The sequence below is a fragment of the Micromonospora sp. MP36 genome (genome assembly GCF_008119785.1).
Classification (GTDB): Bacteria; Actinomycetota; Actinomycetes; order Mycobacteriales; family Micromonosporaceae; genus Micromonospora.
Genome location: NZ_VSFA01000034.1, coordinates 40839 through 54106 on the forward strand (window position 1 = coordinate 40839; position 13268 = coordinate 54106).

Below are 13268 nucleotides of genomic sequence, written 5' to 3' on the forward strand. Positions count from 1 at the left end.
GTTCAGCCGGTGAGGAGGACGCCGGTCATGAGGACGCCGCGGGCCAGGTTGAGCACCGGCTCGCAGCCCGGGTAGCCGACCCGGGCCAGGGCGCCGGAGCCGGTCCGGCCGAACAGGTACGGGGCCAGGCTGTACGGCACCGCGGCGCGGACCGTCTCCCCGGTCTCGATCTGCACGAAGTCCATCGCCACCCGGTCGGCCTCGTGGTAGCGCTGGAGGATGTTGCCGCCCGCGTCGATCGCGGCGCGGACGCCGTCCGCCCAGGCCACCGCGCTCATCTCCCGGCCGATCAGCACCCCGTGCCCGGCCGAGCCACCGGCCGGTTTCGCCACCAGGTCGGCCTGCTCGGCCAGCGCGCGGTCCAGTTGGTCGGCGGTGAGCGCCACGGTGTGCGGGACGTACCGGCGGATCAGCGCCCGGTCGGTCTCCGACAGCAGCGGAAGGTCGGCCCAGAGCCAGGCGTAGTTCAGCTTGTTGCTGAGCAGCCAGGCGGCGGTGCTGACGAACATCGGCAGGGTGCCGGCCGCGAGGGCCCCGGCGACGGCGTCCAGGCCGGCGCTGGGGGTGACCCGGTTGGGCACGAACAGCCGGAACAGCGCGTCCACCGGGTCGCCGCCGACCACGAGCCGCCGCTCCTCGTCGAGGGTGGCGGTGGAGAGCGGGGCGATGACCAGGTCGATGCCGAACCGCTTGGCCTGGTCGGCGAGCGGGGCGAGGATCCGGATGAACGTCTCCGGGTCGTCCAGCCCCGGGTATTCCGCGTCGAAGTCCATCAGCAGCGCCACCCGGGCCCCGTCGGCCAGCCCGAGGGTGTCCCGGATCGCCACGAACCGCTGGTCCAGCAGGGACGGCGCCGGGCGGACCGGCAGCCCGTCGAGCAGACCGTGCTCCCGGTAGAGGTCGGCGTAGCGGTAGATCACCGTGTCCGCGTCGAAGCCGCCGCCGAGGCTGCTGTCGATGTTGTACTCCACGATGCACGGCACCCCGCCGGAGAGCAGCACGTCCGGCCGGTACGCGGCGAGCAGCCCCTCGTGCAGCGGCTCGTCCTCATCGAGCAGCTTGGTCTCCCCCGCCGGCACGTCGAGCAGCCGGCGCAGTTCCCCGGCGGTGCGGGCGCGCCGCTGGCACGCCTCCAGGATGAGCTGGGCGATCCGGTCGCAGACCTCGTTCAGCTCGCGGAACGCGTCGGCGGTGAGCACCGGCGGCCGGGCCAGCCGCCACTGCTTGTTGTACGTCGCCCGGCCGTGGTAGATCCGCGCCCACTCGGCGGCGCCGGCGGCCACCATCGCCCGGCGGGTCGGCTCGGGAAGGTCCGTCCACGCCTGCTCGGCGGGCGGCCACGGGTAGTTCGGGTCCATCGGTCAACCGTCCTTCATGGTGAGTTGGATGGCGGCGGTGAGCTGGTCGCGGCCGGGCTGCACGGCCCGGTCCAGGGCGGGTGCGAAGGGCAGCACGGCGCCGTCCGGGCGGGTGACCCGGCGGGGCGGCGCGAGCAGCCGCACCCGCTCGACCACCGTCGCGATGATCTCGCCGGCGATGCCGCAGGACCGGTTGGAGTCATCCACCACGACGAGACGCCCGGTGCGCGACACCGACCCGACCAGCCCGTCCCAGTCGACCGGGTACAGCGTCCGGGGGTCGAAGACCTCCACCGACACCTGGTCGGCCAGCTCGTCGGCGACGGCGAGCGCGTCGTGCACCAGGTGCCCGACCGCCACCACGGTGACGTCCGTTCCGGGGCGCCGCACCACGCCCCGCCCCAGCGGCACCGGCGCCAGGTCCACGACGTCAGCCCGCACGTCGAGGGCCCCGGCGGGGGCGAAGACCACCACCGGGTCGTCGCAGCGGATCGCCGACACCAGCAGGCCGTACGCGTCGGCCGGGGTGGCCGGCACCACCGTGGTCACCCCGACGTGGGCGAAGAGGCTGTACGGGTGGTCGGAGTGCTGCCCGGCCCAGCCGGTCCGGGAGCCGGAGCCGGGCACCAGGTAGGTGACCGGCACGGCGCACTGCCCCCCGGTCATCAGTGGGAACTTGTGCGCGTGGTTGACGATCTGCTCGAAGACCAGGAAGAGCAGCGACGGGATCTGGAACTCGAGCACCGGTCGCAGCCCGGCCAGCGCGGCGCCGGTGGCGAAGCTGGTGAACGCCTGCTCGGACAGCGGGGTGTCGAGGACCCGCTCCGGCCCGAACCGCTTGAGCAGCCCGGAGGTGACGTTCGCGGCGGCGACCCGGATGTCCTCGCCGAGCAGGAAGACCGACTCGTCGCGGGTCATCTCGTCGGCGAGCGCCCGGGTGAGCGCCCTGCGGTAGGAGAGCCGGGGCATCAGCCACCTCCGGTCCGGGCGGTGAGCCCGCTGGCGTACAGGTGCTCCAGTGCCGCGGCCGGGTCCGGGGGCGGGCTGGCCAGGGCGTACGCGACGGCCGCGGCGAGGGTCGCCTCGACCTCGGCGTCGACGGCCGCCCGGGCCGCCGGGGGCAGCCGGGCGCCCTGGATGTCGACCGGGTCCCGGGACCGGCCGGCCGCCACCTCGTCGGGCGGGCGGTATTCGAGGCGTACCGCGTGCTCGAAGGTGTGGTGGGCGTCGAACCGGTAGGTGTGCGCCTCGACCAGCTCCGGGCCGCCGCCCGCGCGCATCCGGGCGACGGCGGCGGCGGTGGCGTCGCGTACCTGCTCGGGGTCCTGCCCGTCCACGACGGTGGCCGGCATGCCGAACGCGGCCGCGCGGCCGGCGATGGTGCCGGCGACCGCGCCCGCGACGGGCATGGTGGTGGCGTAGCCGTTGTTCTCGCAGACGAACAGCACCGGCACCCGCCAAAGCGCGGCCAGGTTGAACGCCTCCAGCAGCATCCCCTCGTTGACCGCGCCGTCGCCGAAGAAGGTCGCCCCGACGAGGTCGTCGCCGCGCCGCCGGCGCGCCCACACCGCTCCGGTGAGGATCGCGCCGGCAGCCCCGACGATGGCGTTGGCGCCGAGCACCCCGACGCCGAAGTCCGCGGCGTGCATCGACCCGCCCCGGCCCCGGTTGAGCCCGGTGACCCGGCCGCAGAGCTCGGCGAGCATCCGGGCCGGGTCGGCGCCCTTCCCGAGCACGTGCCCGTGCCCGCGGTGGGTGCCGGTCACCAGGTCGCCGTCGCGCAGCGCGGCGCAGACCCCGGCGGCGATCCCCTCCTGCCCCAGGTACGGGTGGATGCCGCCGACGATCTCCCCGGCGCGGACCAGCTCGATCGCCCTCTCCTCGAAGCGGCGGATCAGCCGTACCGTCCGGTAGAGCCGGACCGGATCGTGGGTCACGCCGGCCGCCCCTCCTTGACGGCGGCCAGGATGTGGTCCCAGAGTCGGGCCCGGGCGGCGAGCGCGGTGTTGACGGTGTCGGCGCACTGCTGCCACTTGGCGTCGTCGTCGCCGCACAGGTCGGCGAGCATCTGCATGGCCATCGGGGTGTGCTGCTCCCCGTCGACCTCGATGTGCCGCTCCAGGTAGTCGACGAACTTGTTGAGCCGCTGGCTGCGTTCGTTGACGGCGACGACCTGGGTGAACATCTCGGGGATGAGGTCCTCCCGGCCGAACGCGAAGGCAGCCGCCTGGCAGTGCACCGGGGTGCTCTCGATGATCCGCCAGGTGGTGCCGGCGAACGCGGCGGACGGGGCCGGCACGCCGGCCTCGACCAGCGCCTCGGTGACCGGCCGGCCGGCGCGCAGCAGGTCGATCAGCCGCGCCACGGCGGTGGTGTCCGCGCCCGCCTCCGTCATGCCCTGCACGTAGAGCTCGAAGTGGCTGAGGTAGCCGTCGTCCAGCTCGTCGCTCTCCTCCACCATGACGATGTCGTTGATCAGGCGGCGGCTGCCGGTCGGGCCGGTCGGGATCCACGGCACGGTGACGCAGGTGAGCTGGCGCTGCAGCGACTTGAGCAGCGACATGAAGTCCCACACCGCGAAGACGTGGTGCTCCATGAAGGTGACCAGCGCGTCGTGGCTGTCCAGGTTGGCGTACAGCGGGTGCTGGACCACCACGTCGCGACGGTCGGCCACCGCCCGTTCGAGCCGCTCGATGCCGGGATGTGTCCTACCCCAGTCGTACCGTGACATGTCAGCCTCCCTGCTGGGCGCGGTCGCGCCAGATGACCGGGCAGAATTCGGGATCGGCGTAGTCCGGCCGGCCCTCGGGGGTGCGGCGGACCAGCACATCGTGGTTGTACGCGGCGAGCGTGCCGTCGGAGAGCGGATACTCCCGCCAGGCGTTGCCCCCGTCCTGCAGGTGCAGCGAGATCGCCCGGCGGGGCCGGCCGCTGACGTTCGCGCCGCTGCCGTGGTAGATCCGGCAGTGGTGGAAGCTCATGTGCCCCTTGGGGATGACCATGGGGATCTTGCGGATCTCCGCGTGGTTGTGCGCGGCGTTCTCGGCGAGCATCACCTCGAGCTGGTCGCGGTCCCGGTCGGCGAAGTGCCGGACCACGGTGTCGTCGGCGCCGATCTCCTGCCAGCGGTGCGACCCGTCGACCATGGTGATGGTGCCCATCTCCTCCCCGCAGTCGTGGAAGGGGATGAACGCGGTGAGCATGCGCTCCGACGACAGGGACGCCCAGTAGTGCTTGTCGAAGTGCCAGGGCACGATGTTGGACGGCTCGCCGGAGATCGGCGGCTTGTAGATCAGCGTGGACTGGAAGACGCGGATCTCCGCGGCCTCGGCCAGCCGGGCGGCGACCGCCCCGATCAGCGGCTTGCGCAGGATCCGGCCGATGACGTCGTGCTCGTAGTGCACGTAGTCGTTGTGCCGCTGCACGTCGCCTTTCGCCGGCTCCCAGTAGGCCAGTTTCGGCGGCCGCACCGGCAGCCGCCGGTCGCGTTCCCCGGCGTAGTAGCGGTCGGTCGCCGCGAGCAGCTCGTCCACCTCGTCGTCGGTGAGCAGCTTCTTCGACAGGTACCAGCCGTGTTCGGCGTAGTGGCGCACGTCCTCGTCGGACGGCAGCAGCGCCGTCTCCGCGGCGGTCAGTTCCGGATGTGTGGTGGTCATGCCCCAACCCCTCCCGCGGTGGCGGTCGCGACGGCGGCGCTCGCCCCCGCCGCGGCCAGTTCCCGTTCCTTGGCCTCGTAGAGCGCCTTGATGTTGCCGCTGCCGAAGGTGCGCGCCCCGCGCCGCTCGATGAGTTCGAGGAAGAGGGTGCGGCGCACGTGCATCGACTCGGTGAAGATCTGCAGGAGCTGGCCCCCGTGGTCGGAGTCGACCAGGATGCTCAGGTCGCGCAGCCGGTCCAGCGGCACGTCGACCGGCCCGACGCGTTGCTCCAGGTCGTCGTAGTAGGTGGCCGGGGTGCCGGCGAAGCGCACGCCCCGCTCGGCGAGGGCGCCGACCGCGGTGACGATGTCGTCGGTGCGCAGCCCCAGGTGCTGCACCCCCGCGCCGGCGTGCCAGCGCAGGAAGTCCTCGATCTGCCCGGGCCGGCGGCTGGTGTCCGGCTCCAGCAGCACCACGGTGACCCGCTCGGATGGGCTCTGCACCACCTTGGAGTTCATCGCCTGCCCGGCGACCTCGATGTGCTCCTCGAAGATCTGCGCGAAGCCGAACACCCGCTCGTAGTGCGCGACCGTCTCGTCGAGCTGCCCGGGCGGCACGCAGACCGCCAGGTGGTCGATCTCGGCGAGCAGCTTGTCGTCGCCGCCGGCGGGCAGCGACTCCACCGCGCCCGGCAGGAACTCCGTCCGGTCGCCGTGCCGCTCGACCAGCCGGTGCACCACGTCGCCGAAGCCGCCCACCTCCGCGGTCACCACCTCGGCGTCCGCCCCGGTGAAGGTGCGCGGCGGGGTCACCCCGGTCGCCCCCCGGTCCACCAGCTCCGCGTACGCCCCGGCGGCGTCATCGACCTCGAGGGCGACCACCGCGATGCCGTCGCCGTGCCGTTGCACGTACGCCGACGCCGGGTGCTCGGCGGTCAGCCCGGAGGTGAGCAGCATCCGGATGTCGGCCTGCGCCAGCAGCAGCGAACGCTGGTCGGCCAGCCCGGTCTCCGGGCCGCCCTGGCCGCGCAGCCGGAACCCGAGCGCGGTGCCGAAGTAGAAGGCGGCCTGCCGGGCGTCCCCCACGTACAGTTCGATGTGGTCTATTCCGTTGATGTTCATCTGTCAGCCTTTCCCCATGTCCCCCCGTGACTGCCGATCCGGGCCTGCGCCGCCCGGGGTGGAACGTTGCATCACCTCCCCGCTCCGGCGGCCGGCGTCGCGGCACCGGCGGCCCGCCGCGCCGCTGACGACCACTGCGGCTCGGCGCGGCTGTCGCCGCGCCGCGACCCGGAGCAGTCGCCGGCGACCCGGCGGAGCAGCAGGCTGACGTTCTGGCCGCCGAACCCGAACGAGTTGGTCAGCGCGTACTCGGCCCGGGTGCTGCGGGGCGCGGCGCGGATGTGGTCCGCCGCGCAGTCCGGGTCCGGGTCGTCGAGGTGGTAGGTGGGCGGCAGCAGCCCGCGGCCGAGCGCGAGCGCGGTCGCCGCGGCCTCCAGCACTCCGGAGGCGCCCAGCAGGTGCCCGGTGAGCGCCTTGGTGGAGCTGACCGGCACCCCGCCGACGCCGAACACCTCGGCCAGCGCGGTGGTCTCGGCGATGTCGCCGAGCTTGGTGCCGGTGCCGTGCGCGTTGACGTAGCCGACCTGGCCCGGTTCGGCGCCTCCGCCGGCCAGGGCGCGGCGCATGCAACCGGCCGCCCCGGCGCCGTCCGGTCGCGGCGCGGTCGGGTGGTAGGCGTCGGTGTTCACCCCGTACCCGGCGACCTCGGCGTAGCCGGTGACGCCCCGGGCGGCGGCGTGCTCGGCACGCTCCAGCACCAGCAGCGCCGCCCCCTCGGCCAGGACGAAACCGTTGCGCCGCTTGTCGAACGGGCGGCTGGCCTCGGTCGGCTCGTCCCAGCCGCGGGCCAGGGCCCGGGCGTTGCCGAAGGTGTCGGCGAAGGTCGGGAACAGCGGCGCCTCGCTCGCCCCGCAGAGCACCACGTCGGCCTCGCCGGCCCGGATGAGCCGTACCGCGTCGGCGACGGCCTGCGCGCCGGACGCGCACGCCGTGCCGACCGACGAGCTGTAGCCGCGGATCCCGTGTGCGATGGCGATCCGGGCCGAGGGCATGTTCGGCAGGATCCCGGTCAGCAGGTACGGGCTGACCGCGGCGCGGCCCCGGGCGGCCCGGGCGAGCACCTGGCTCTCCAGGGTGGACATGCCGCCGACCCCGCCGACGATCACCCCGATCCGGTCCGGGTCGACGTCCCGCCCCACCTCGATGCCGGCGTCGGCGAGCGCCTCGGCGGCGGTGATCAGGGCCAGCAGCACGATCCGGTCGAGCACCTTCGTCTCCGGCCCGGAGGCGACGCTGCGCGGGTCCACCTCCGGCAGCACCCCGGCCACCTCCAGGCAGTCCCGGGCCGGGTGCCCCTCGGGCGGGCGGCGCAGCCCGGACCGGCCGGTGGTGAGCGCGTCGAAGGTCTCCTCGACGCCCCGCCCGGCCGGGGTGAACAGCCCCATGCCGGTGATGACGGCGGTCATGACGAGTGCTCGGTCAGGTAGTGCTCGCGCAGCGCCACCTTGCGGACCTTGCCGGTCACGGTGACCGGGAGGTCGTCGGTGCGGACCGGCACCACCCGGCGCAGGGTGGCCCCGACGTCCGGCCCGAGGGCGGCGCGGATCCGCTCGGTACGGTCCTCGGCCGGATCCGCCCCGACCGCCAGTTCGAGCAGCACGTCAGTGACGACCACCCCGGGTCGCGGCGCGGCGTCAGACACGACCACGTCGTCCTGCTTGACGATCACCACGGTGCAGTCGGTGACGTCGGCGCAGGCGGCGAGGATCCGTTCCTCGGACAGCGCGGTGAAGAAGCGCCTCCCGTCTCCGGCGTCGACCGAGTCGACGGCCCGGTCCAGGTGGTAGTAGCGACCCTCGTCGTCGGCGTAGACCAGGTCACCGGTGAGGTACCAGCCGCGCAGCCGGGACCGGTGGGTGGTGACCGAGTCGTTCCAGTAGCCACGGAACAGCGACGGCGAGTCGATGCCGAGCCAGCCGACCTGGCCGGGCGGCAGCTCGTCGCCGTCGTCGTCGAGGACGGCGACCCTGGTGAACCGGTAGGGGCGGCCGACGCAGCGGCCGTACCGGTTGGTGTCGACGGTGTGGGTGATGTGGAACATCGAGTGCCCCATCTCGCTGGAGCCCAGCCCGTCGATGAAGACCGACCCGGGCACCCGGGTCACCCCGTCGCGGGTCATCACGTCCCGCGAGCCGACCTTGACCAGTCGCCGGACGTGCGGCTCGTGTGAGCAGTCGCCGGTGTTGAACCACAGCCGCACCGAGTCCAGGTCGTACCCGGACAGGTCGAAGCGGGCCAGTTCCGCCCAGGTGACGGAGAACCCGAAGACCCCGTCCGGCCGCCACCGCTGGATCGCGTCGAGCACTCGCTCGCCGTTCTGCTCGGACAGCAGGAACATCTCCGCCCGGTTGCCCAGCGCCTGGTTGACCATCAGCACTGTCGCGGTGTGCGGGGCGGGCAGCGCGTTGAGGATCCGGTTGGTGCCCTGCGCCTGCGGCATGGCCAGCAGGTGCCGGGTGGCGGCGAAGAGGCTGGCGTGCGAGTGCAGCACTGCCTTCGGCACGCCGGTGGTGCCGGAGGTGTGGGTGATGACGATCGGATCGTCGGGGTGGTGCCGGTGGTGGGCCGGGGCGGCGGTCGGGTCGCCGGCGCCCGCGTCGGCGGGCTGGCCGAGCAGCGGCGCGCCCAGGTCGTGCCCGGCGAGGGCCGTGGCGTGGGCGGCGTCGGCGAGCACCCCGGCGGCCCGCAGCCGGCGGATGTACTCGGCGGCGATCTCCGGCCGCAGCTTGCCGTTCATCAGCGCGGGGATCGCGCCGAGCCGGGTCAGCGCCAGGAACGACAGGACCATGTCGGCGGCGCTGCCGGCCCACACGGCGACCGGGTCGCGGCGCCGCACCCCGCGTGCGTGCAGCCAGGCGGCCCGGGCGGCGACCCGCTCGTCGAGCTGCCCGAGGGTCAACGGGTGCTCGGCCGGGTGGCCGTCGACCGGCGTGTCGAAGGTGAGCCCCGGCCCGTCCGGGTCGGCGCCGTGGGCCAGCACCTGGGCGAGCACGTTGCCCGCGCCGAGTTCGGTGTCGGCGGCCAGCGCGCCGCGCAGTCCCTTCGTCCTCATGGACGTCTTCCTCCCCCCAGCAGCACCGCGGTCGCCTCGCCCGGCGTCCCGTCCGGCGCCTGTTCGATCAGGACCAGCAACGCCTCGTCGGCGTCGCCGTCGTACAGCAGCAGTTCCGCCTCGGCGACGGCGTCGGCCCGCGGTTCCCCGGTCGGGCTCAGGCAGACCACCGGGCCGTCCAGTCCCCAGCGCGCCGCGACGTGCCCGGCGATGCTGTTGGGCACCGACTGGAAGAAGAACAGCGGTCCGACCCGGCCGCCGGCGGCGACCGTGGCCCGGACGTGCTCCGCGCTGGCCCGGTCGCCGCTCGCGCTGACCAGCACGATGGCCGTCCGGTTGCCCGCCGGCCGCGGCCTCGCCCCGTACCGCCGGGTGAGGCAACGGTCGGCGACCGCCGCCACCAGCGGGTGGAACGCCGAGTGCACGAAGCCCGGCAGCGGGGGCGGCGGGCCGTCCCCGGGCTCCGGCCAGCGGGCCTCGGCGAGCACGGTCGGCGGGGTCACGGCACACCGACCAGCAGGGCCGTGTTGGCGCCGCCGAAGGCCGCGTTGAGGGTCAGCGCGTGCCCGGTGGCCGCCGGGCGGGGCGCGTCGGTGATGACGTCCAGCGGGCAGGTCTCGTCCGGGCCGAGGAACCCGGCGTTGACCGGCAGCTTGCCGTGCCGCAGGGCCAGCACGGTGACCACCAGTTCGAGCAGCCCGGACGCTTCGAGGGCGTGCCCGTGCACCGACTTGGTGGAGCTCACCGGGATCCGGCCCGCCCGGTCGCCGAACACCCGGCGCAGCGCCGCCGCCTCGGCGGCGTCGCTGTACGGGGTGCCGGTGGCGTTGGCGTTGACGTAGCCGAGCGCCTCGGCCGGCAGCCCGGCCCGGCGCAGCGCCGCGCCGACCGCCCGGGCCAGCCCGCGCCCCTGCGGGTCGGGCTGGCAGGGGTGGTACGCGTCCCCGGCCCGACCCCAACCCCGCACGGTGGCGAGCGGGGACGCGCCCCGGCCGGCGGTGGCGCTCGCCGACTCCAGCACCACGGCGGCCACCCCGTCGCCGAGCAGCAGCCCCTGCCGTCCGGTGCTGAACGGGCGGACCGCCCCGTCGGGGGCGAACGCCCGGCCGGCGTCGAAGAGCGCGTACTGGTCGGGCTCGACCAGGTAGCCGGCCGCGACGACGACCCGGTCCAGGTCGCCCCGGGCGATCAGGGTCGCCGCGTCGGCGACTGCGGTGCTCGCCGACACGCAGGCGGTGGTGTAGACCCGGTGGGCGTCGACCAGCCCGCAGCGTCGAGCCAGGTTCGCGGCGAGCGCGGGCACCTCCGGTCCGCCGTGGACGGCGAGGAACAGCGCCGCCCCGGCCCGGTGGGTGCGGTCCAGCCCGGCCGCCCGGCAGGCGGCGTCGACCGCGTCGGCCAGCTCGTCGGCGAGCGGCCCGGCGTCGGGCAGGGTGGCCGCCACGGTGACCCGGCGGCCGGTGGTGTCGAACCGGCGGACCGGCGCGAACGCCGGGGTGCCGGCGAGCACCCCGGCGAGCAGCGCGTCGGCGCCCCTGCCGAGGGCGCTGAGCGCGTGGACGCCGGTGATCCGCAGGTGCTCCTGCTCAGCCATCTGCGGGGGCGGTCAGTGAATGGTGGAACACGGCGAGGGCGTCGTCGACGGTGCGGATGCCGGCGAGCTGGTCGTCGCTGAGCTCCATCCGGCGGTCGTAGCGTTGCTCGACGAGGTGCACCAGCCAGGCCAACTCCATTGAGCCGATCCGGTCGGGCACCTGGTCGACGGGTTTCGCGGTCAGTTCGGCGAGCATGCTCACCAGGTCAGCTCGCCCCAGGTCGGGCTGACCGGCCATCAGGGGCGGTCGCTCGTCGCGCCGGCCACCCGGTCGGCGACCATGGTGGTGAACTCGCCGACCGTCATCAGGGCCAGCTGCTCCGACTCGTCGTCGGCGAACTTCAGGCCGTACCGGTCCTCCACGCGCACGGCCAGGTCGGCCAGGGCGAGCGACTCGAGGTCGACGCCGGAGGGGCCCAGGGTGGTGTCGTCGTCGAGGTCCTCGACGTCGTAGTTCATGTCGGCGAGCTGCTCGATGACGAAGGTGCGGACCTCGTCGCGCATGGCGTTAACCTCTTTCCGTGAGGCAGCTACCGGTGCCCGGTCGGGACACCGTGTACGTGTGGCTCGGCCGGGCCGCCGGCGACCAGCGGGAGCTGGCGCGGCGGCTGCTGCGGCGCGCGGGTGGCGCGCTGCTCGGCCGGTCGGGGGCGGAGCTCGGGGTGCGGCGGGCGCCGGGCGGGCGTCCCGAGGTGCGGGCCGGCGACGGGCGGACGCTGCCGGTGAGCGTGAGCCACGTCGACGGGCTGGTCGTGGTGGCCGCCCGGGTGGGCGGGCCGGTCGGGGTGGACGTGGAGCGGCGGCGGCCGCTGCCCGCCGCCCCTCTCGCGGGCCGCTGGTACGACCCGGGCGAGGTGGCCTGGCTGCGGGCCCGGGACGAGGCCGGCCGGGACCTGGACTTCCTGCGCCTGTGGACGGCGAAGGAGGCGGTCGGCAAGGCGCTCGGCACGGGGCTGCGCGACGGCGGGCTGCGCCGGCGGATGCCGGTGCCCGGCGGCCCCGGCGAGCTGCTGCGCCCGGTGCCCGGCTGTCCCGGCGTACGGGTGGGCCACCCGGCGGCCGGGGACGGCCTGGTGCTCGCGGTGGCGGTCGCCGGGGCGGCCGGGGAGGTCGAGGTCGTGCTCGCGTAGCGGGCCGGTCATGACGCCGCGTCCCGCAGCGCCGCCGTCGAGCGGACCAGCTTGCCGGTGGTGGTGCGCGGCAACTGGTCGAGCAGGTGCAGGGTCCGCGGCCGCTTGTAGCCGGCGAGGCGTTCGGCGAGCAGCTTGTCCAGCGTCTCCTCGGACAGCGGCCCGTCCGGCTGGACGTACGCGGTGATGCCGTCATCCCAGACCACCACCGCGGCGCCCACCCCGGGCAGCTCGGCGACGGTGGCCTCCACCTCGGTCAGGTCCACCTTCATGCCGCCCACCGACACCTGCGAGTCGAGGCGGCCCTTGACCGTGACCAGCCCGGTCTCCGGGTCGACGGTGCCGGCGTCGCGGGTGTGCAGCCAGCCGTCGGACCAGCGGGTCGGGTCGGCGAGCCCGACGTACGGGGATGCCGGGCAGCTCACCCAGAGCTCGCCGTCGGACTCCCGCACCCGCATGCCGGGGGCGGGGGCGATGGCGGGGCAGTTCGCCCCGTACAGGTCGGTGCCGATGACGCCAACCTCGGTCATCCCGTACATGTTGCCCAGCGGGACGGCGTAGCGGTCGGTGAAGGCGCGGGCGACGGCGGCCGGGACCAGCTCGCCGCCGGTGGTCATCCGTTTGAGCTGGGGCAGCGGCCCCGGCGGGGTGGTGGAGGCGAGCAGCCCGATGTGGAACGGCACGCCGAGTACGGTGGCCGGGGTGTCCTGGGCGGCGACGGCGGCGAGGATCGCGTCGCCGCTGAGCCGCTCCGGCGGCACCAGTTCGACGCCGGCGTGCAGCCCGTAGAGCAGCCCGCCGACCAGGCCGAGCACGTGCACCATGGACGGCAGCAGGATGATCCGCTCGCCGGGCAGCGCCACCCCGTCGATCCGCGTGTAGCGGTGCACCTCGCCGACCAGGTCCTCGGCGGTCCGGCCGATCACCTTCGACGGCCCGGTGGACCCGGAGCTGAGCTGGATCACCGCGTGCGGGCTGCCGGCCGGGCGGTCGGAGTAGGGCGTGATCCCCTCGGTGACGTCGACGAAGATCCGCAGCGCTCCCCCGCCGGTCCGCACCGGGGCCACCACCACCTGCGGGGTGAGCCGGCGCAGCGCCCGGTCGACCTCGTGGTCGGTGAGCCGGTGGTCCAGCAGCACGGCCTGGGCGCCGCTGCGCCAGGTGGCGAGCAGGTTCACCACGTACGCCAGCGACGGCGGCAGCCGCAGCGCGGCGGCGCCGTCGGGACGCAGGCCGGCCGCGGCGAGCCGGGTCTGCGCCTCGCTCACCAGCCGACGCAGGGTGGCCTTGTCGACCGGCTCGGGCAGGCGTAGACAGACGTCGGTGGGACGCCCGGTGAACAGGACATCGTCCACCCAACTCGCCTCTGCCGCCA

The 13268-nt window shown here is 74.6% G+C and carries 14 protein-coding genes; 1 reads left to right on the forward strand and 13 read right to left on the reverse strand.

Annotation, left to right across the window (positions count from 1 at the left end; translation table 11 throughout):
* Positions 1-2: 2 nt before the first annotated feature.
* The 12 genes from FXF52_RS21825 to FXF52_RS21880 form a co-directional block, all read right to left on the reverse strand.
* A complete protein-coding gene (locus FXF52_RS21825; protein WP_148799454.1) occupies positions 3-1358 on the reverse strand; it encodes a hypothetical protein in 1356 nt (451 codons plus the stop codon).
* A 3-nt stretch (positions 1359-1361) separates the two neighbouring features.
* Positions 1362-2327, reverse strand: coding sequence for an alpha-ketoacid dehydrogenase subunit beta (locus tag FXF52_RS21830; RefSeq protein WP_148799456.1), 966 nt, complete (start codon positions 2325-2327; stop codon positions 1362-1364).
* Positions 2327-3295, reverse strand: coding sequence for a thiamine pyrophosphate-dependent dehydrogenase E1 component subunit alpha (locus FXF52_RS21835; protein WP_148799458.1), 969 nt, complete (start codon positions 3293-3295; stop codon positions 2327-2329). Before FXF52_RS21835 ends, FXF52_RS21830 begins: the two co-directional genes overlap by 1 nt.
* A complete protein-coding gene (locus FXF52_RS21840) occupies positions 3292-4089 on the reverse strand; it encodes a DUF3050 domain-containing protein (protein WP_148799460.1) in 798 nt (265 codons plus the stop codon). The genes FXF52_RS21835 and FXF52_RS21840 overlap by 4 nt, the downstream gene beginning before the upstream one ends.
* Before the next feature lies 1 nt (position 4090).
* Entirely contained in the window at positions 4091-5014 is a 924-nt protein-coding gene (locus FXF52_RS21845; protein WP_148799462.1) for a phytanoyl-CoA dioxygenase family protein, read from the reverse strand.
* Complete coding sequence (hppD, locus tag FXF52_RS21850) at positions 5011-6117, reverse strand: 4-hydroxyphenylpyruvate dioxygenase (RefSeq protein ID WP_148799464.1); 1107 nt, start codon at positions 6115-6117, stop codon at positions 5011-5013. The genes FXF52_RS21845 and hppD overlap by 4 nt, the downstream gene beginning before the upstream one ends.
* Before the next feature lie 71 nt (positions 6118-6188).
* Positions 6189-7523: a beta-ketoacyl synthase gene (locus FXF52_RS21855; RefSeq protein ID WP_148799466.1), complete on the reverse strand. Its 1335-nt coding sequence runs from the start codon at positions 7521-7523 to the stop codon at positions 6189-6191.
* On the reverse strand, positions 7520-9169 hold the full coding sequence (locus FXF52_RS21860; RefSeq protein WP_148799468.1) for a class I adenylate-forming enzyme family protein: 1650 nt from the start codon (positions 9167-9169) through the stop codon (positions 7520-7522). The genes FXF52_RS21855 and FXF52_RS21860 overlap by 4 nt, the downstream gene beginning before the upstream one ends.
* On the reverse strand, positions 9166-9672 hold the full coding sequence (locus FXF52_RS21865; protein WP_255472209.1) for a beta-ketoacyl synthase chain length factor: 507 nt from the start codon (positions 9670-9672) through the stop codon (positions 9166-9168). The genes FXF52_RS21860 and FXF52_RS21865 overlap by 4 nt, the downstream gene beginning before the upstream one ends.
* Positions 9669-10763: a beta-ketoacyl synthase gene (locus FXF52_RS21870; RefSeq protein ID WP_148799470.1), complete on the reverse strand. Its 1095-nt coding sequence runs from the start codon at positions 10761-10763 to the stop codon at positions 9669-9671. Before FXF52_RS21870 ends, FXF52_RS21865 begins: the two co-directional genes overlap by 4 nt.
* Entirely contained in the window at positions 10756-11001 is a 246-nt protein-coding gene (locus tag FXF52_RS21875; RefSeq protein ID WP_148799472.1) for an acyl carrier protein, read from the reverse strand. Before FXF52_RS21875 ends, FXF52_RS21870 begins: the two co-directional genes overlap by 8 nt.
* Complete coding sequence (locus tag FXF52_RS21880; RefSeq protein WP_148799474.1) at positions 11001-11267, reverse strand: acyl carrier protein; 267 nt, start codon at positions 11265-11267, stop codon at positions 11001-11003. The genes FXF52_RS21875 and FXF52_RS21880 overlap by 1 nt, the downstream gene beginning before the upstream one ends.
* 17 nt (positions 11268-11284) lie before the next feature.
* Here FXF52_RS21880 and FXF52_RS21885 point away from each other — a divergent pair, with 17 nt between their 5' ends.
* The gene (locus FXF52_RS21885; RefSeq protein WP_148799476.1) at positions 11285-11893 is read left to right on the forward strand and encodes a 4'-phosphopantetheinyl transferase superfamily protein; all 609 of its coding nucleotides are present in this window, start codon (positions 11285-11287) and stop codon (positions 11891-11893) included.
* A gap of 8 nt (positions 11894-11901) precedes the next feature.
* Here the strand turns inward: FXF52_RS21885 and FXF52_RS21890 are convergent, their stop codons facing one another.
* A complete protein-coding gene (locus FXF52_RS21890) occupies positions 11902-13248 on the reverse strand; it encodes a class I adenylate-forming enzyme family protein (protein WP_370518011.1) in 1347 nt (448 codons plus the stop codon).
* Positions 13249-13268 lie beyond the last annotated feature (20 nt).